The organism is Salmonella sp. GDC200615 (genome assembly GCF_050574145.1).
Taxonomy (GTDB): Bacteria; Pseudomonadota; Gammaproteobacteria; order Enterobacterales; family Enterobacteriaceae; genus Salmonella; species Salmonella enterica.
This window is the reverse complement of record NZ_CP192247.1, coordinates 3,660,508-3,679,004: the sequence shown is the minus strand read 5'-3', so window position 1 is coordinate 3,679,004 and position 18,497 is coordinate 3,660,508. Positions and strand designations below refer to the sequence as shown.

Genomic DNA, 18,497 nt, shown 5'->3' with positions numbered 1-18,497 from the left:
GCCGACATGTAGCAGTTCGGTTGCGTGATTGTTAAAACAATAACCTTTCAATTCCCTTTCAATGCGGCAGAAACTTTACAGGATGTGATATGCGTCTCTTATTGGCGGAAGATAACCGTGAGCTGGCTCACTGGCTGGAGAAAGCGCTGGTGCAAAACGGCTTTGCCGTGGACTGCGTATTTGACGGCCTGGCGGCTGACCATCTTCTGCACAGTGAAATGTACGCGCTGGCGGTGCTGGATATCAATATGCCGGGAATGGATGGACTGGAGGTGGTGCAACGGCTGCGTAAACGCGGTCAGACCTTGCCCGTTTTGCTGCTCACGGCGCGAAGCGCGGTGGCGGATCGTGTAAAAGGTCTCAACGTCGGCGCCGATGACTATCTGCCGAAACCCTTTGAACTGGAAGAGCTGGATGCCCGTTTACGGGCCTTGCTGCGACGCAGCGCTGGGCAGGTTCATGAAGTTCAGCAACTGGGGGAATTGATCTTTCATGATGAAGGGTATTTTCTGTTACAGGGACAGCCGTTAGCGCTGACGCCGCGTGAGCAGGCGCTCTTAACCGTATTGATGTACCGACGAACGCGGCCGGTTTCGCGTCAGCAGCTTTTTGAACAGGTGTTCAGCCTGAACGATGAGGTAAGCCCTGAAAGCATCGAACTTTATATTCATCGACTGCGTAAAAAACTCCAGGGAAGCGATGTACGAATTACGACGCTGCGCGGCCTGGGTTATGTGCTGGAGCGCGGCGATGAAGTGGGTTAAGCCGCAATCGTTGTACCTGCAACTCTTACTGTTCCTGGGGTTGCCGCTGATTCTGCTATGGGGGCTGTCGGCGTTTAACAGCTATGTCAATGCGCTACAGGCCGCCACTCAGGCTTATGATCGTACGTTGCTCTCCTCGGCGCGAACGGTATCGGAACGGCTGGTGGTGCGCAATAACCATCTGGAAGTTAACGTGCCCTGGGTGGTGCTGGATAGCTTCGAGCTTAATATGAATGATCGACTCTATTACAAAGTCGTCGACCCTTCCGGAAAGGTCATTTCCGGTTATGACGATCTGCCCGTCATGCCGCCCGCTACGCCCCGTACCCGGCTTTATCCGGCGCTGGCGTGGTTCTATCATACCGAGTATCGCGGCGAGGCGATCCGCGTGGCGCGTTTGCTACAGCCGGTCAACGAAGGCGGCATTATCGGCATGGCGGAGATTTATGTCGCAGAGACGCTGCAGTCCCGTCGTTATCTGGCGGGCCAACTGCTGTTCTCTTCCTGGATCTCACAGGGGCTGCTGGTGTTGCTGACCCTGGTGCTGGTTGGCTGGTTATTACGCCGGATCCTGCGCCCTATGCGTCAACTTTCGTCATTAATGGTACGCCGCGAACCGGGTCTGTTAACGCCGCTGCCGGAACTGCTGCCGTGGTCGGAAACACGCTTGTTAATCGTGGCGTTTAATCGCTACATTGACAGGCTCCGCGGCATTCTCTCCCGGCAGGAACGCTTTAGTGCCGATGCTTCTCACCAGTTAAAAACGCCGCTGGCGGTGTTAAAAACGCAGGCGGCGGTGGCGTTAGCCAGCCAGCACCCTCATCATTGGTACGAAAGTCTGCAGGCGATGAGCGTAACGCTGGATAGTACCATTCAGCTCACGGAAAGATTGTTGCAACTTTCTGCGGTAAAGCATAAAGAGCAGGGCGAGCGGCGCTTTTCCCCGGTGAATCTGTACGATATCGTACAGAGCGGCTGCTTTACCCGCCTGGCGCAGGCGCGGAGTAAACATATCGACCTGGGCTACGAAGGCGAACAGGAAGCGATGTGGATCGAGGGGGATGAGGTACTGCTTAGCGAGCTATGCGGAAACTTGCTGGATAATGCGCTGAAATACACGCCTGAGCAAGGTATCGTCACCGCGCGGCTTGAACGGGATGGCGATGCCGTGACGCTGGTTGTCGAAGATAGCGGCCCCGGCATTGATGATGAACACATCCATCTGGCGCTACAGCCGTTCCACCGGCTCGATAACGTAGGAAATGTGGCCGGGGCGGGCATTGGTCTGGCTTTGGTCAATGATATTGCACGCCTGCACCGTACTCATCCCCATTTTTCCCGTAGTGAAGCGTTGGGAGGGTTATACGTTCGGATACGCTTTTTAAGCCTTGTTCCGCAGTAATGCGCACAAATGTGTCAGCGGTAAAGCACGTTTACAAAAAGTCGCATCTTGAGGTGTGACGTTTTAATCAAATAATCATACATTCCCCCTACAAACCGTAGCGTTAATTAAAAATATAGTGGGTGCAGGGGCATGAATAATCATACTAAACGACGGGGAATAGCATTAACCGTCTTTCTTGTCGGGGTTAACATCCTGGCCTGGATTTGGGCGTTCTGTGTTTTTCATCACCATGCAGTCATGCTAAGTGCAGCCATACTGGCGTATAGCTTTGGGCTGCGTCATGCGGTTGATGCCGATCATATCGCAGCCATCGATACCGTCACCCGTAAACTGATGCAGCAGGGTAAAACGCCTTTAGGCGTGGGGGCGTTTTTTTCATTGGGTCATTCGACCATTGTCGTTCTGGCATGTCTGGCGATTGTTGTGACGTCGATGGCATTTCGCGATCGTATTGATGTTTTGCATCAATATGGTTCGTTGATTGGTACGGCTGTTTCCGCTTTTTTTCTGCTGGCGATGGCCCTGCTTAACCTGTTTATTTTGTTCAACGTCTGGCGGCAATTTCGCTCGGTTACCCGCGGCGAGTCAGTGAGGGAGCATGACGAGGCCATACCTGGCGGGCTGATGACGCGTATATTTCAGCGTACGTTTCGTTTGGTCACTTCCAGTTGGCATATGTATTTTGTCGGTTTTCTGTTTGGTCTGGGATTTGATACCGCAACCGAGGTTGGGTTGCTGGGCATTTCCGCTTCAGCAGCCAACCAGGGGCTATCTCTCTGGTCAATGATGATTTTTCCTGTGCTGTTTACCGCCGGGATGGCGCTGGTAGATTCCCTGGATAACTTTGTCATGGTCGGCGCTTACGGTTGGGCTTTCTCGCATCCATTACGCAAGCTTTATTATAATATGACCATTACCGCCGCATCCGTCATTGTCGCGCTGGCGATTGGCGGGCTTGAGGCGCTGGGGTTGATTGATGATGCGTTACAGTTAAGCGGAACATTTTGGCAGACCGTCAGCACGCTTAACGATCATATGGGGAATGTGGGCTTCTGGGTAGTGGGTGCTTTTGTGCTATTCTGGCTGCTCTCGTTGTTGAATTATCGCTGGCGCGGCTATGATAAAATCACCCTCAATACCTGATTGATTTCTTTAAAAATAGCATTTCGGCAGTGGTGTCATATCATTGCCGAAGCATTTTATCTCCTGAGAGTATATTCTTCCCGGTAAGTGCGTTATTTTTCATGCTTGCCTTTCGTTATCAATTTAAGCAATCCGATATAACATACAATACCAAAAATAATAATAACAGTTGTATACCCAAGAATCAGCCAGTCTGCATGTGTCATAATATAATCCAGTTATCAGGTATCCCGTGTTAAGGCGATCTTTAAGCCTGTTGTCAGCAAGAACCACTGTACCCGTTCAGTGCTGTTGGCAATAACGTATTGTTTATGCACAAGAGCGTTGTTACAAATAACGTATACATTGAGCATAGACCTCACCCACATTTTTGTAATGCCATAAAGCAAGGCTACACCTTTAATCTACTGACGGTATGCCAGGCCAGAAGAGATAAAAGGGTAGTTGTCATCATCATCTGTTCCTGACGCCAGGTTAATGACACACACATATGAAAATGTATAACCGCTGCACGCTTTTTAGCACGTTATCTGTAACATACTGTGTTAATCAATTCCGTAAAACCGAGTGTAGTGTAAGTGAATTTCGAGTAATTGTCATTATGATTATATGGTGGTTAACTTATTTTTCAAATTATGATTAAACTTTCGTTTTTTATCAGTTCATCAGGACTTATGAAAAATCTGGACGTAAAAAACATATTTACGTCCAGGCTTTCTTTTTAGCAAATCGATTTTCCGGTAAAATAGGGGGTCGACCACATGCGCTTATATTCCCATTCAGGCTTTAGTATGCCGATGGAAAAAAGCAATTTTTTTTGTCTTTCCTGGCAGTAATGTCTGGCACGGTTAATATTTAGCCACATTAGTATGCTGCCGGGACTGAGTGGTCTGAACTCATTTTTAATTGCACCATTAGATACGTCAAAGTAGACGTTCATCTGGCTTTCAGATTTCAATACGATATCAAATGCACAGGGTATCCCTTCAATATAAAGAATATGCCCAAACAGAAGGTGATGCAGTTGACTAAAAAAGTTGGCAAGGTTATCAGCGGGATAGCAGGATGAAGTATTGCCGAAACGAGACCGAAATAACTCGATAAAAATATGAGTCAGTTCATCAGAAGAACAATCAGCAACGCTTTTTACACTTCCGCCTTTTTTAAGAAATCGCTGATATTCATTACGGCGTGTTTTTTCAAACTTAGAAGAGAACGTTTCTTTGACCAGACAATTTTGTTTCTTTCTGGCGAGTTTCCATATGGCATTGCGTATTTGTGGCTGATGCAACGCCGAAAGTCGGTTAGTACGATCGGGTAAGAAGCAGCGTAAATCTGGTGCCATTGGAATAAGTATCTCATCTGACGATAGCGGGAAGGTTCTGCGCGTCAGGATGCCAATATTCTGATCATTACAGATAAAGTAGGCGCCTTTAATCTTATCATCTTCTTTATAGTGGAAGAATTTAAAATGCCAGTTATGGCGCTTCATAAAATAATCAACAATATCTGGGTGCATATTGATACTACCGCCGTATTGCGTAAACACCTCCCGGTATAGGGTAAAGGAAGACGGCTGCCAGCGGGTTAATATACGCTTAACTTCTTGTATTTTCACCAAAACTCCTGACTTGGTTTACTGAAAATTCTATTTTGTATTATTTTTTTGCTTAACCAAATAAAAATGTGACAAATGTTTAGCTTGTATTTAATGGTTAACATGCTAATCGATGGCGTTATGGTGAAGGGAATAAGATTAAGATGTTGATCATAGCATGAGTGAAAGCGACGGTTAAATGCCGCGCTATTCACTCGCAAGCCATTCTGTATTTAACCATCCAGTAGCGATACAGATTTCAAAGAGATCCGCTGAACGGTAGCAGGATCTGCACATCCGCGTATGAAATAGTTCTACCGGGAGAGGCTGTTAACCTCTTGTATTATTGTATCCAGAATATGATAGCGTTTCCGATACTCTGCGCGTTTTTTGCTGGGGATACTTTCAGGCGCTTTACGCATCACCTGTGATGGCAGATGATATAAGGCACCTTTCTTAACGCCGTTTAGCGACTCCCAGAATTCACTATAGCTGGCCACAAAAGTTTTTTTCTTCTGGAATAAGTACCTGAGTTGACGATAAACATGGTTGTTTTCACTTACCGCATAAATCTCGTCGACATTACAGGCCTGCATCAATGTTGCAAAAGCTTCATACAGCATCCGTTTAGGAAAGAGACCGTAACAATCTTTGGTGGCGTTACGTATGACTTGTGGGCCGACATGTTTACTGGGCCCTTGTAACCCGGCAACCAGCGCTATTTGCTTCCCTTCATGGCGGATAAAGGAAAATGATAAACGTGCCAACGGCGTATCATTGAAACACAGCGTTAATGTCAGCTCACCTTCTCTGTCATAGCCACAGGGACCGCAGTAGATATCTACCAGAGCGTCGTTTTTTCCTTCCAGGTGAGCGAGCAAGATTTGTTCCTCGGACAGGAGGATCTTTTTAATTTTACTTTCCGGAAAGGACTGAACGAACTGGTAGTGTTCCAGAATAGCTTTTGCCCGGCAACGTATGCTAAGCCCGGTATACAAATAGGGCCGCTGGATTTTTGCCGGCAACAGTGGACGATGAATAATCAGCGTTCTGGGCTGAGACAGATGGCATAATTCATTGAAGTATTTAATTGTCGTTACGGGGTTAATAAGGCAACGTAATACAAATTTATAGCGAAACTTACGCTCTCCCCAGCGTTTATGGCGATAAGGCGTCTGCGCCATGACTTCTTTTAACATTAATAATGGATTATATCTTTCCATATCACTTTGCTGCATCGTCATACTACGTCCCTACTACTCGATAGACTTATAACCGAGACGGTAGCCTGATTGAGTTAAACGTAAAGGCAACGAAGAAGGTCTGTACAGACGATGTTGTTAAACAGTTTATCAATGGCGGTAATAAAACGCCTGAACACGCTTTTTAATAGGTTTTCTGCTAATGAGTGGGATGAGTCCTGAACGTAGTATTAAAACGAATGCCGTGTTTATTATTTTAAATGATGTTATATACTCTAAATAATTCGAGTTGCAGGAAGGCGGCAAGCGAGCGAATCCCCAGGAGCTTACTAAAGTAAGTGACTGGGGTGAGGGAACGTGGCCGCAGCACATGCAACTTGAAGTATGACGAGTATAAGCCAATATATTTATTTGGCTGCTATTGTGTAAGCCAGACAGCAACGCGTCGTGATACGTTATTATGTAACCAGACGTAAAGGGGGTATTCACCTTATCTCTAAATGCAAATCTATATGATAAATTTTATCATGCACTGTGTTGCTGTCTCTGGGAGAAAATATATGGAGCGTTCACTCGATAGTCTGGCTGGTATGGCTAAATCTGCTTTTGGCGCGGGGACTTCTGCTGCTATGCGGCAAGCTACCTCGCCCAAAACCATTCTGGAATATATCATTAACTTTTTTACCTGTGGTGGGATACATCGGAGAAATGAAACACAATATCAGGAATTGATAGAGACTATGGCTGAGACATTGAAAAGTACAATGCCTGACAGAGGTGCTCCGTTGCCAGAAAACATCATCCTGGATGATATGGATGGGTGTCGTGTCGAATTTAATCTTCCTGGTGAGAATAACGAAGCTGGACAAGTTATTGTACGAGTCAGTAAAGGCGACCATTCTGAGACAAGAGAAATTCCGCTTGCCTCTTTTGAAAAAATATGCCGAGCTTTACTATTCAGATGCGAATTTTCTCTCCCTCAGGATTCTGTAATATTAACTGCCCAGGGAGGCATGAATCTTAAAGGCGCTGTCCTTACCGGAGCAAATCTGACGTCAGAAAATTTATGTGACGCAGACTTAAGCGGCGCAAATTTAGAGGGGGCAGTGCTGTTTATGGCGGATTGTGAAGGTGCAAATTTTAAGGGCGCAAATCTATCGGGAACATCACTAGGCGACAGTAATTTCAAGAACGCCTGTCTGGAAGATCGCATTATGTGTGGCGCTACCCTCGATCACGCTAATCTTACTGGCGCCAATTTACAACACGCGAGTCTGTTAGGCTGTAGCATGATAGAATGTAATTGCTCCGGTGCAAATATGGATCACACTAATCTTTCAGGCGCAACCCTTATACGTGCTGATATGAGCGGTGCGACATTACAGGGTGCTACTATAATGGCTGCAATTATGGAAGACGCTGTCTTAACCCGGGCAAATCTGCGAAAGGCGAGTTTCATTTCTACGAACCTGGACGGGGCTGATTTGGCTGAGGCTAATTTAAACAATACCTGTTTTAAAGATTGTACACTAACCCATTTGCGTACCGAAGACGCCACAATGTCTACAAGTACACAAACACTCTTTAACGAATTTTATAGTGAAAATATTTAGCCCTTTTTGACGTAAACCTGAAATAAAAGCAATGTAAGAATAACAATCTGCTACTGAATAGTAGCTGAGAGTAAATTATTTACAGTATCTTTTATTATTACAGGAGTATGCGACGGTAAAAATATCTGAATAACCATTCCTATTTTCTCAAGTAGAACTTCCAACTAAAGCGAATTGTTTGAAAAGGAAAACGCTATGCCTGGATGTATAAGTGCCTGTTCGTGCGTTGTCAGCTCGACGCCTACCGATCCTAAGGCCCCCCTAAGCCTAAGTGGATAGAGTTAAAAGGTTATTGTGTTACATGTACTAGTCAGGAGGATATTCGTCCACCTAAAGAGGGTGAACCAAAGCAAAAAATGACACCCAAGGATTTAGTGCTGTTACGCGGTCTTTTAAAAGACCTGGGGGTAACACAAAATCCCTGGCAAGACCCGACAGTAAAATCCACTAACTGTGGGTTGTCATTTTTCCCGGTAGATGCTGGAGAACGAGAAACCGATGTTTGATGGTTTTCTGTCTGCAAAGCGCCTGATAAATATTACCAGGCGCTTTGTATTTTGGCGCCAACATCACTTTCATCGTCATATATCGAATGACTACAATCGTATCCGATCCCGCCATTACCCTGACGGAAAGCCTCTGGCAAACTGTAAGAACGGTTCGCCGTCGGCAGGGAAGCGCCGATGGACTCTGAACCGCGCTATACCATTTTTCCTGGTTGTTTCTTGTCATTAACGCTTTGAAAAAATAGTTTTATTTTATCTATTCCTGTTTTGTAAAACCTCCGCTCAGTAGGCGCATTCTGCCACCCTTCCCGGATTTATTGGCAAAGCGGAGCCCGGACAGAGAGTCATATTGCAAAATCCCGTTTCTGTTTTCTTATGACCAGATTTTTGCGGTCGAAAGATTGCCTTTTTCTTAATTGAATGATAATTATTATCATTATCATATGATAATAATTACTATATAGCCGTAACCTGGCAAGGATGTGAGCTTGAGGGCAACAGCGCTACTTTAGACATTATTTAGGGAATGGGTATGAAAGTTAATAAGTTCCTCTGGTTAATAACCGTGGTTTCTACAGGGGTTAATAGTCCATTATCAGCAGCAGAATCTACAGACGACAACGGCGAAACGATGGTGGTTGAATCCACTGCCGAGCAAGTATTAAAGCAACAGCCGGGCGTTTCGATTATTACTCGTGACGATATTCAGAAGAATCCTCCCGTTAACGATCTTGCCGATATTATTCGTAAGATGCCTGGGGTTAATCTTACCGGCAATAGCGCCTCGGGGACGCGCGGAAATAACCGACAAATTGATATTCGTGGTATGGGGCCGGAAAATACCTTAGTGCTGATTGACGGCGTGCCGGTGACGTCACGAAATTCGGTTCGCTATAGCTGGCGCGGAGAACGCGACACCCGTGGCGATACGAACTGGGTACCGCCGGAGATGGTAGAACGTATTGAAGTGATCCGTGGGCCCGCCGCCGCGCGCTATGGCTCCGGTGCCGCTGGCGGGGTGGTGAATATCATCACCAAACGTCCGACTAACGACTGGCATGGTTCGCTGTCGCTCTATACCAACCAGCCGGAAAGCAGCAAAGAAGGTGACACCCGGCGGGGTAACTTTAGCCTTAGCGGCCCGTTGGCTGGAGATACGTTGACGATGCGCCTGTACGGTAATCTCAACAGAACCGATGCCGACAGCTGGGATATTAACTCCTCCGCCGGTACCAAGAATGCTGCCGGACGGGAGGGGGTCACCAATAAAGATATTAATAGCGTCTTCTCATGGAAAATGACCCCGCAGCAAATCCTTGATTTTGAAGCGGGATACAGTCGGCAGGGGAATATCTATGCCGGCGATACGCAAAACAGTACTTCGAACGCGGTTACTAAAAGTCTGGCGCAGTCCGGGCGGGAGACCAATCGCCTGTACCGGCAGAATTACGGTCTAACTCATAACGGCATCTGGGACTGGGGGCAAAGCCGCCTGGGGTTCTACTATGAAAAAACCGATAATACCCGCATGAATGAGGGACTCTCCGGCGGCGGCGAGGGGCGCATTACCAACGACCAGACGTTCACCACTAACCGCCTGATCTCGTATCGCACCAGCGGCGAGGTGAATGTCCCGGTGATATGGCTATTTGAGCAAACGCTCACCGTCGGCGCGGAGTGGAACCGCGATGAGCTGAACGATCCTTCCTCTACCAGTCTGACGGTTAAGGATAGCAATATCGCCGGGATTCCCGGTTCGGCGGCTAACCGTAGCAGCAAAAATAAATCGGAAATCAGTGCGCTGTACGTTGAAGATAATATCGAACCCATGGCCGGTACCAATATTATTCCGGGTCTGCGTTTTGACTATTTGAGCGAATCCGGGAGTAATTTTAGTCCCAGTCTTAACCTTTCCCAGGAGTTAGGTGAATACGTCAAGGTGAAAGCCGGTATTGCCCGGGCCTTTAAGGCACCGAACTTGTATCAAACCAGTGAGGGGTATTTACTCTATTCGAAAGGCAACGGTTGTCCAAAAGATATTACGTCAGGCGGCTGTTACCTGGTCGGTAATAAGAACCTCGATCCTGAAATTAGTATCAATAAAGAGATTGGGCTGGAATTTACCGTAGACGATTATCACGCAAGCGTAACGTATTTCCGTAACGATTATCAGAATAAGATTGTCGCAGGTGATCAGATTATTGGCAGAAGCGCATCTGGCGCTTATGTATTGCAGTGGCAGAACGGCGGTAAAGCGCTGATTGAAGGTATTGAAGCCAGCATGGCTGTTCCGCTGATGCCGGACCGTCTGAACTGGAATACCAATGCGACTTATATGATCACTTCTGAGCAAAAAGATACCGGTAATCCCTTATCGATAATCCCGAAATATACGGTGAATACCTTCCTCGACTGGACTATCACCAGCGCGCTCTCCGCTAACGTCAACTGGACGTTATACGGCAAGCAAAAACCGCGAACACATGCGGAGTCGCGTAGTGAAGAGACCAAAGGATTGTCCGGGAAAGCGCTGGGGGCTTACTCACTGGTCGGCGCTAACGTTAACTACGATATCAATAAGAACCTGCGTCTTAATGTCGGTATCAGCAATATCTTCGATAAACAGATCTATCGCTCCGCCGAAGGGGCAAATACCTATAACGAACCGGGTCGGGCTTATTATGCCGGTGTGACGGCCTCGTTTTGATGGATTATGCCCGTCGCTGGCGGGCATATTCTGGCGGCGGGTTAATGACAGCGTGGTTTTTGGCTTGCCGGTTCGCGACTGATATCCAGCAATGCACTGCGAAAAGAGGCGTTAAACATGGGCCCGTGGCCCAGGCCCGGGTAATGCTGCAGGGCCGCGTTAACGCCGTTGTTCTCAAGCGTTCTCACGGTCTCCTGAACTTTTTGCAGGAGCTCGGCCATCTGGCGTTGCCTGCTATCCCCATTCGACGCTGAACCTTCCATTATGATGAGTTTTTTATGGCAGAACGGCGACGGCTTCACTGCCGTAAGGCGATTCAACAGAGCAAAGTTATCCCTGCTGAGTGACGGGCTGGCGCTGTAATAGATATGAAAGAAGGATGATGACAGCCAGGAGTCTAAAACGAACAGGCCGCCATAAGAATGTCCCCATACCCCGCGCCGTTCGGGGTTGATGGTTATTCCCTGTTCCACCTGCGGCGCGATATGTCTCTCCAGTAGCTGGCGGAACGCTGGCCCGCCGCCGGTCTTACGATGAAAACGCGGGTTATTTTCACTGCCTTCGATTCCCGGCGCCGGCGTATAGTCATAAGCTCTGCCGTTAAGATCAAACGGCAGGTTAGTCTGATAGCCAATCGCCACAATCACCGGCGGCGAGTGGTCTGCCAGCTGTTTGAGCAGCGTCTCCGGCAGTCTGTCCATCACTGCGTTGCCGTCCAGCATATATAAGACAGGATAACCCGACGGCGGGGCGGCTTTATTGGGAATAGCGGTCCATACCCGGTAATGTCTTGCGCCATCGGCAGATTGAAAGTCATTGACCCTAAAATGGTAATATCCCGAACCTTTATCAGCAATATTCGGTCCTAATGGCTGCATATCCGGCTGCGCATAACTCAGCGCGCTAAAACAAAAACTCACTAAAAATAGCGCCATGCGATAGCACTTGTTGTGGTACTGGCGACCATACATCGGATGTGATTCCTTTTTGGCAGGTGAAGTTTTATCGGGGCAGTAGACGTAATCCGTCAATCAGCGCGCCGCGCCACCAGGCATAATCGTGACCGCCGGTGTACACGCTGCAATGGCTTTCAACGCCGGCGGCGCGCAATTTTTCATGCAACTGTTTGACCTGCGGGACCGTCGAACCTTCCAGCGCTCCCACGCACAGATGCGTACGTACGGCTGGCGAGGGCGCGGATAACACATGTTCGCTGACCCATGAGCGCTCTTCTGCGCTGAAATGGGGCGGGCGATTGCGGTTGTCCGGCGTCCACCACATTGAGGGGGAGTGGCTCAGCACCAGGCCGAAGCTCTCTGGCGCGTGGCGGGCCGCCATCAGCGCGGTCACGCCGCCGAGGCTTTGCCCTGCCAGCACCGTTTGTGTACGGTCCGCCCACCGCCGTTCCGGGTAGTTGGCGCGAAGAGTTGGCAGCAGGCGTTCGGCAATGTCGAGCACCAGCTCGCGGCGACCGCCGAGGATTGCGACGCGTTCACGCGCGTTGATGTTATCAATGCCGAGTACGGCCACCGGCGCGATGCGTCCGCTGCGGATGGCGGCGTCAATGGCGGCGCTTACCCCAAGATGGTCGAACCAGATCTCGCCATCCGTGAGTACCAGCAAGCCCAGCGGTTGTACGACAGGAACGTCAGGAAGATACAGCCGCACACGGCGACATTGTCCGGCGAGCCGATGCTCTGAGGTGAAAAGCTGCCCGGCGTAAGCGCGACAGCCTGACCACTCCTCCTGTGCCGGGGCATGATCCAGCGCCAGAACGGACTCCTGCGCATTGCCCCGAACATTTATTCCCGGCGTGCTGTTCAGCGGGTCCGCCTTCCCGACAAGGGAGGCGAAACGGCTTCCAAGCTGCAACACCGTCTCGTCCGGGGTTTCCGGTGGTATTTCGACCATCGTATAGGAACCGCAGTAGGACGCCGGTAAGCGAAGCGTCAGATGCCAGATATCCGTTGTGGGCAGTTGCGTCATCATACCTTTCGCCACGTTATCTTTATCGGTGACACGGTTCAGGCGAACATAAACCCCCCGCAGAGGAGAGGCGGCACGCCACAGGAAGGTGACTTCCCGTTCATCGTCTGCGCCGTTAATGGCTGTCACCAGCGGCAGTGCGAGCGAGTTTGCTTCTCGCCAGAAGTGAGAAGCGTCAACCTGGCTTCCGGCGGCGAGTTGGCGGCGAAGGCGTGTAGCGGTCTGTATAGCGACAGGAGCGACGGGCGGGCTCAGTCTCATTCTTTGTATTCCATCTCATTTATATTTCGGTCAGTACTAATAGCTAAAGCGGCTGTTACAGGAACAGCCGCTTGCGGGCTTTCTTTTGCGTAAATCGTGGCGATAAAAACTATCCTATGACCTCTCCTTGCGTATCGCGTGTCTGGCCGATGCTGTCCCGCCACAGACGAGCATACAGGCCATGAGTCGCTATCAACTGCTCATGGCTGCCATATTCAGCGATACATCCTTTATCGATTACGACAATAACATCGCAACGGCGAGCGGTGGTCAGCCGGTGCGCGACGATAAGCGCGATGCGTTTCTCGGTATGCGTCACCCTGGTAAGCGAGGTCATTAAGCGCTCCTCGGCGCTACGGTCGATACGCGCTGTCGCCTCGTCGAGCAGCAGAATATGCGCCTGCGCCAGGTGGGCGCGGGCGAGGGCAATCAACTGACGCTGGCCCGCGGACAGATCCGTGCCGCCGTTATTGACCGGAGTACGGAACCCCAGCGGCAGATGTTGCACAGTTTCAAAGAGTCCCGCCTGTCGCGCCGCGATCTCCACCTCCGTGTCGCTGCTGTCTGGCAGCGAATAGCGGATATTTTCGGCAATATCGCCGCTAAATAATGCGACATCCTGAGTGACCAGCCCCGTCTGGCGACGATAATCACTAAGCGACGCGGCATCAATTAGGCGCTCACCGACACGGATTTGCCCGCTGCCGGGAGAGTAGAGCCCGGCCAGCAGCTTGATCAGCGTCGATTTGCCGGCGCCGCTACGTCCGACCACCGCGACTACCGTTCCTGGCGGAATGGTGAGCGAGAGATTATCAAGCACAGGTTGCGTTTTTTCGGGATAGCGGAATGTCAATGCCTCCAGACGTAGCGCGCCGCCAGTGCCAGGCGTTATGGAGGACGGTTCAATATTCTCCGTTTCCTCAGTCGCCAATAGCGCATTGATATGTTTGCCGCTGGCGGTCGCCTGCTGCCAGGAATCAACAATGCCTGACAACTGCTGTACCGGGCCATAAAATTGTCCCAGTAGCAGGAAGAACGCCGCCAGTATCCCGGGCGTCATTTCGCCTCCGGCGACCCGGGTAGCCCCGATTAAAAGCACGGCGGCATAGGCGGCCTCGGTGCAGAGGGTCAGGAACGGAAAATAGACAGCAAGGTATTTTTGCGCCCGCACGCGGGTGGCGCGGAAGTTGTCTGATAACGCCCGTAGCCTGGCGGCTTCCTGCTTCTGTTGACCGTGTGACTGCACTACCCGCATACCGGAGACCTTTTCCTGAAGCGTACTGTTCACCTTACCAATTTCCAGCCGTGCCTGGGCGTAGGCAGGCGAGCTCAAACGGCGGTAAATCCACGTCGCCAGTATCACTACAGGTACGGCGCTTAATGCCGTTAACGCAAGAATGGGGTCAAGCCAGAACATTGCCGCGGCGATAGCGACCATCGTCACGATGCTGGTGGCCGCGCTGGCAAGACCGTTTTGCAGAAATCGGGCGAGTGAATCAACGTCGACGGTCATGCGAGTAAGACGCGAGTCGATGTGCTTCTCGTGCCAGGGAAGACTCAGGCGTAGCAGGTGGCTGAAGCTGCGTAAGCGTACCGTATGCTGTACCGACTCTGCCGCGCGGGCGGCGAAGATCGTTTGCAGCGCATAGCAGCACCAACCGATCGCTACCAGGCACAGCGCGAGCAGAGCGCATATGCCAATAGTCGACATATCCCCTGCGGCAACGCCTGAGTCAATACCGCGCTGCAAAAGCACCAGCACGCCAACGCCTGCGGCGGAATCAAGCGCGATAAGCAGGGCGGCGATGACGAACATCCAGGCTACTGGCGTCAGCAGCGATGAGACTTGACGCCCGTGGCCTGCCAGCGCCATCTGTACGGCGCGCTCCGGAACGCGCGTCATCCGGTCGACAAAACCTTTTCCGGCGGGTGTCTGGCGCTCATGCGCGTCGTCGGATTTTGCCGCCTGCGCTGTTGGCCATAGCGTCCGTTGTTCTGCCGGGGCAAGGGCGAGAAAATCACCCTCGCCGCTCATCAGCGAGCGAAACGTCGGACACCTTGCATCCAGCTCCGCCTGGGTACCGATATCCACGACGCGGCCTTTATCCAGCACGACGATCCGATCGGCTAACTGCAGCGTTGAACGGCGGCGTGCAATCACCAGCAGCATATGCTCATTATCGGCATAACGACCAAGAGCCGTGTTAATTTCCGCTTCAGTACCGGCATCGACCGCCGAGGTTGTGTCATCGAGAATCAGCAGTTCCGGCGCGGTAATCAGTGCCCGGGCTAGCGCAATACGCTGGCGTTGGCCGCCGGAGAGGTTGCTTCCGCGTTCGGCCAGTCGGGTGTTGAACCCCTGCGGTAGCGCATTGATGAACCCGCTGGCGCCTGCGGCATCGGCGGCGCGTCGAATGTCGTCCTGAGTCGCTTGCGGGTGCCCATAGGCGATGTTTTCCGCCACCGTACCGGCAAACAGAAACGCGTCTTCAAACACTACGCCAACGCGACGACGAAGCGCCGTCAGTTTCAGGTCGCGAATATTCTGTTGACCCGTAGTGGTGTTGAGCCACACCCCGCCGGAGGTGGGATCGTAAAAGCGCGCCAGCAACATCAGCAACGTTGATTTCCCGGAGCCGGAGGCGCCAACCACTGCCACGGTTTCACCGGCGTGAATGGAAAACGAGATCTCATTGAGGATACGGTTACCGTTGTCGTAGTGGAAACTCATCTTCTCCACGTCCAGCCCGATAATCTGACCTTCAACCGACTCAGTACCGTCTTCCATGCGAGAACGCGTGTCGATAAGCGCGAAGACGCGCTCCACCGACGCCTGTGTGCGCTGTGCGATAACCAAAAACGATGCCAGTACGCGGGTAGGGCCGGTCAGCATAGCGAGAAAACTCGCGAACGCAACGAAGGTTCCCAGATCGATGCGCCCATTCATTACCGACCAGCCGCCATAGCACAGCAGGACGATTTGCCCTATCACCGGTAGCGCCAGCATGGTTGCGCCCGGCATCGCCTGCGAGATAGCGGCGCCGATGCGTACCCGCACCATCTGCCGCGACTGACCATCGAGCCAACGCATTTCGCGTAACTCCGCCACGCAGGACTTCACCACTGAGATCTGTTCCAATACTTCGCGCATATGTTCCGTCATGTGCGCCAGCCGGTCTGAGGCAAGCCCCGTTTGTGCGAAAACACGGCGACGGGCGCGCAGGGCGGTAATAGCAAGGGCGGCCAGTACGCAAATCACGATAAGCGTCATGGATGGCGACATCCATAGCATCACCGCGATACCGGCCACATAGTAAGTGAGCACCGCCAGCGGCACCGGACACATCTGTAGCAAGGTGTGTACCTGTTGAAGATCGCTGTTGGTACGCGAAATGACCTGCCCGGTACGCAAGGCGTCCTGGCCTGCGCCGTCCAGTTTTTGAATACTGTCGAACGCACGGCTACGTAACGTATGCTGAACCCACAGCGAGAGTTCCCCGGCATAGCCGCGGCGCACGTAATTCCCGATAAAATCAAAAAGGGCAATTAACAGCAGGCCGCAGGCAAGTAACGGCAGGTGGGTCGTATCGCCTGCTATCGCGTCATTGACGGCCTGACGCGTTATTAGCGGCGTCAGCGCAGCCAGTAAAATGGTCGATACTGATGCTACGATGACAATGATGCTCAGTGTTTTACGTTCCCAACACACGCGGGCAAGGCGAACTATCCAGGCACGAGCGGGCATGGGGGAATGAGTCGCGGGCATTAAGCCTCCTTATCGGTGAAAGATGAGATATGGCGACACACGCTGGGTTCAGCCGCCATATTGTCATTGCGCTGCCGCGGTTAGCCGTGTTGCAGCATGGCGATCAGTTTTTTTGCCACCTCGGTCGGGCAAGGCTGGGCCGCCATTTCCGCCGCGACCTCCTGCGACGCCTCGCGAAGCGCGCGATTACCGAGGAAGGTATTGATCATGCTGCTCGTAAGCCCGCTCTTACCGGGAATAATGCCGCATCCGCGCTCGACCACGGCGCGGGCATTGACGGGTCTGTCGGCACCCTGGCCAAAGACTATCTGCGGAATGCCAGCATGTAGCGCCGTCAGGGTGTTGCCTGCGCCGCCATGGTGGATAAAACCGTCGGCGCCGTTAAGGAAAACGCCCATCGGAAGCCAGTCGACCAGACGGACATTCGACGGCAGCGAACGTAAATCCGAGCGGGCGTTTGCCGGAAGATGCAGGATGATTTCGGCATCTACTTCGCCGGCAGAATCCATTGCCCAGGAAATCAGATCTAGGCCATCCACCATCGGTTTGACGGTGCCGAGGCTAACCAGAAGACGCTTGCGATCAGGTGTACGTTCCCACCATTCTTCCCAGACGGCGCCGCCGTTATACGGGACGTATTGCATGGAGATAACCGGCTCTCCGTCATTTTGCAGTATGCTCATGCTGGGCGGTGTGACGTCTATCCACGCCAGATCTCTTGGTGGCGCGCTGACCCCATGGCGGCGGTAGGCGTTAGAAAGTGATTTCGTCACGCCTTTGATGTGCCAGGGCGTATGACCGAAGCCGACGGTTTGCATCACTACCGGAATGTCATACTTAGCGGCAATCAGTGGTCCAACGACCCCAAGGGGAGGGTAGACGATGAGATCTGGTCGCCACTGCCCGACGAACGCGACCAGCGGGTCAGTCATCTCTTCGCTGAAGAATGAGAAGTTCCCCATTTTTGTTCCAATGTTATTTTCTTTTCGTAATGCCTCCTGACGGCGATAACCCGCTTCCGAATCGAAACCAGGCGCAGCGTCAAATACCACCAACCCAGCTTCGGCTGCTTTCTGTGCAAATTTTCCACCGCTTGCAATCAGCACTTCATGGCCATTAACACGAAACGCTTGCGCCAGGGACAGCACAGGGTATAGCAGTCCATACAGTGGTGGACCGACAAACAGAATACGCATGAGAAATCCTCTCTCTCCACGTCATAAATCGAACAAGTCATTAATGAGAATGATAATAATTACCAATATTATTTGAAAAATGCAATAACAAATACGACCCTTGATCATGTGATGATTTTTTTCATAAAAATCGGGGAAGGGGAGAGCGTTAAGCGGTGAAGTTTGGTTTCAGGCTTATTTACGCGCGTATGGTCGCACAGGCAAAGCGCCAGGATTGGGGAACTGGATTCGCATACCAGACGCCCGTGGATTATTAATGATAACTTCGCAAATAACCTTTCAGACAATGAGGTAAACGTACCGACAGCAAGGTAACGGGAAACGTAGGGAGTAGTATTGATAACACGTTGC

Annotated in this window: 11 protein-coding genes and 1 pseudogene; 6 read left to right on the top strand and 6 right to left on the bottom strand. The window is 51.2% G+C overall.

Going from position 1 to position 18,497, the window contains the following annotated elements:
- The first annotated feature begins 89 nt into the window (after nucleotides 1-89).
- From tctD to ACQ29O_RS17760, 3 genes are all read left to right on the top strand, one after another.
- The gene (gene tctD, locus ACQ29O_RS17770; RefSeq protein ID WP_001237934.1) at nucleotides 90-764 is read left to right on the top strand and encodes a transcriptional regulator TctD; all 675 of its coding nucleotides are present in this window, start codon (nucleotides 90-92) and stop codon (nucleotides 762-764) included.
- A complete protein-coding gene (locus ACQ29O_RS17765) occupies nucleotides 751-2,166 on the top strand; it encodes a sensor histidine kinase (protein ID WP_000872348.1) in 1,416 nt (471 codons plus the stop codon). Before tctD ends, ACQ29O_RS17765 begins: the two co-directional genes overlap by 14 nt.
- Nucleotides 2,167-2,298: 132 nt before the next feature.
- Nucleotides 2,299-3,312 (top strand): HoxN/HupN/NixA family nickel/cobalt transporter, encoded by a 1,014-nt coding sequence (locus ACQ29O_RS17760; protein WP_001059356.1) that lies wholly within the window; start codon nucleotides 2,299-2,301, stop codon nucleotides 3,310-3,312.
- A gap of 721 nt (nucleotides 3,313-4,033) precedes the next feature.
- Here ACQ29O_RS17760 and ACQ29O_RS17755 read toward each other — a convergent pair.
- The gene (locus tag ACQ29O_RS17755; protein ID WP_000701510.1) at nucleotides 4,034-4,930 is read right to left on the bottom strand and encodes an antimicrobial resistance protein Mig-14; all 897 of its coding nucleotides are present in this window, start codon (nucleotides 4,928-4,930) and stop codon (nucleotides 4,034-4,036) included.
- A gap of 293 nt (nucleotides 4,931-5,223) precedes the next feature.
- Nucleotides 5,224-6,153 (bottom strand): VirK family antimicrobial peptide resistance protein, encoded by a 930-nt coding sequence (locus ACQ29O_RS17750; protein WP_000178740.1) that lies wholly within the window; start codon nucleotides 6,151-6,153, stop codon nucleotides 5,224-5,226.
- A 518-nt stretch (nucleotides 6,154-6,671) separates the two neighbouring features.
- Here ACQ29O_RS17750 and pipB2 point away from each other — a divergent pair.
- The 3 genes and pseudogenes from pipB2 (at nucleotide 6,672) to ACQ29O_RS17735 (ending at nucleotide 10,937) form a co-directional block, all read left to right on the top strand.
- Nucleotides 6,672-7,724 carry an SPI-2 type III secretion system effector PipB2 gene (pipB2, locus tag ACQ29O_RS17745; RefSeq protein ID WP_024143612.1) on the top strand — a complete coding sequence of 351 codons (1,053 nt, stop codon included), beginning with the start codon at nucleotides 6,672-6,674 and terminating at the stop codon, nucleotides 7,722-7,724.
- 174 nt (nucleotides 7,725-7,898) lie between these two features.
- Nucleotides 7,899-8,230 (top strand): annotated as a pseudogene (locus ACQ29O_RS17740) (hypothetical protein).
- A gap of 532 nt (nucleotides 8,231-8,762) precedes the next feature.
- Complete coding sequence (locus ACQ29O_RS17735; RefSeq protein ID WP_001675482.1) at nucleotides 8,763-10,937, top strand: TonB-dependent siderophore receptor; 2,175 nt, start codon at nucleotides 8,763-8,765, stop codon at nucleotides 10,935-10,937.
- A gap of 41 nt (nucleotides 10,938-10,978) precedes the next feature.
- Here the strand turns inward: ACQ29O_RS17735 and ACQ29O_RS17730 are convergent, their stop codons facing one another.
- The 4 genes from ACQ29O_RS17730 to iroB all read right to left on the bottom strand — a co-directional run bounded on the left by ACQ29O_RS17730 (nucleotide 10,979) and on the right by iroB (nucleotide 18,146).
- On the bottom strand, nucleotides 10,979-11,908 hold the full coding sequence (locus tag ACQ29O_RS17730) for an alpha/beta hydrolase (protein WP_000274364.1): 930 nt from the start codon (nucleotides 11,906-11,908) through the stop codon (nucleotides 10,979-10,981).
- A gap of 31 nt (nucleotides 11,909-11,939) precedes the next feature.
- Nucleotides 11,940-13,184, bottom strand: coding sequence for an esterase family protein (locus ACQ29O_RS17725; protein WP_001239935.1), 1,245 nt, complete (start codon nucleotides 13,182-13,184; stop codon nucleotides 11,940-11,942).
- 109 nt (nucleotides 13,185-13,293) lie between these two features.
- Nucleotides 13,294-16,950, bottom strand: a complete 3,657-nt coding sequence (iroC, locus tag ACQ29O_RS17720; RefSeq protein ID WP_020937149.1) for a salmochelin/enterobactin export ABC transporter IroC — start codon at nucleotides 16,948-16,950, stop codon at nucleotides 13,294-13,296.
- Between the two features lie 80 nt (nucleotides 16,951-17,030).
- The gene (gene iroB, locus ACQ29O_RS17715; RefSeq protein ID WP_020937148.1) at nucleotides 17,031-18,146 is read right to left on the bottom strand and encodes a salmochelin biosynthesis C-glycosyltransferase IroB; all 1,116 of its coding nucleotides are present in this window, start codon (nucleotides 18,144-18,146) and stop codon (nucleotides 17,031-17,033) included.
- Nucleotides 18,147-18,497: the final 351 nt, after the last annotated feature.

What these genes read in the sequence shown, in the direction of transcription:
- tctD (WP_001237934.1), top strand. Translation starts at nt 90, where the DNA reads ATGCGTCTCTTATTGGCGGAAGATAACCGTGAGCTGGCTCACTGGCTG.
- ACQ29O_RS17765 (WP_000872348.1), top strand. Translation starts at nt 751, where the DNA reads ATGAAGTGGGTTAAGCCGCAATCGTTGTACCTGCAACTCTTACTGTTC.
- ACQ29O_RS17760 (WP_001059356.1), top strand. Translation starts at nt 2,299, where the DNA reads ATGAATAATCATACTAAACGACGGGGAATAGCATTAACCGTCTTTCTT.
- ACQ29O_RS17750 (WP_000178740.1), bottom strand. Translation starts at nt 6,153, where the DNA reads ATGACGATGCAGCAAAGTGATATGGAAAGATATAATCCATTATTAATG.
- pipB2 (WP_024143612.1), top strand. Translation starts at nt 6,672, where the DNA reads ATGGAGCGTTCACTCGATAGTCTGGCTGGTATGGCTAAATCTGCTTTT.
- ACQ29O_RS17735 (WP_001675482.1), top strand. Translation starts at nt 8,763, where the DNA reads ATGAAAGTTAATAAGTTCCTCTGGTTAATAACCGTGGTTTCTACAGGG.
- ACQ29O_RS17730 (WP_000274364.1), bottom strand. Translation starts at nt 11,908, where the DNA reads ATGTATGGTCGCCAGTACCACAACAAGTGCTATCGCATGGCGCTATTT.
- ACQ29O_RS17725 (WP_001239935.1), bottom strand. Translation starts at nt 13,184, where the DNA reads ATGAGACTGAGCCCGCCCGTCGCTCCTGTCGCTATACAGACCGCTACA.
- iroC (WP_020937149.1), bottom strand. Translation starts at nt 16,950, where the DNA reads ATGCCCGCGACTCATTCCCCCATGCCCGCTCGTGCCTGGATAGTTCGC.
- iroB (WP_020937148.1), bottom strand. Translation starts at nt 18,146, where the DNA reads ATGCGTATTCTGTTTGTCGGTCCACCACTGTATGGACTGCTATACCCT.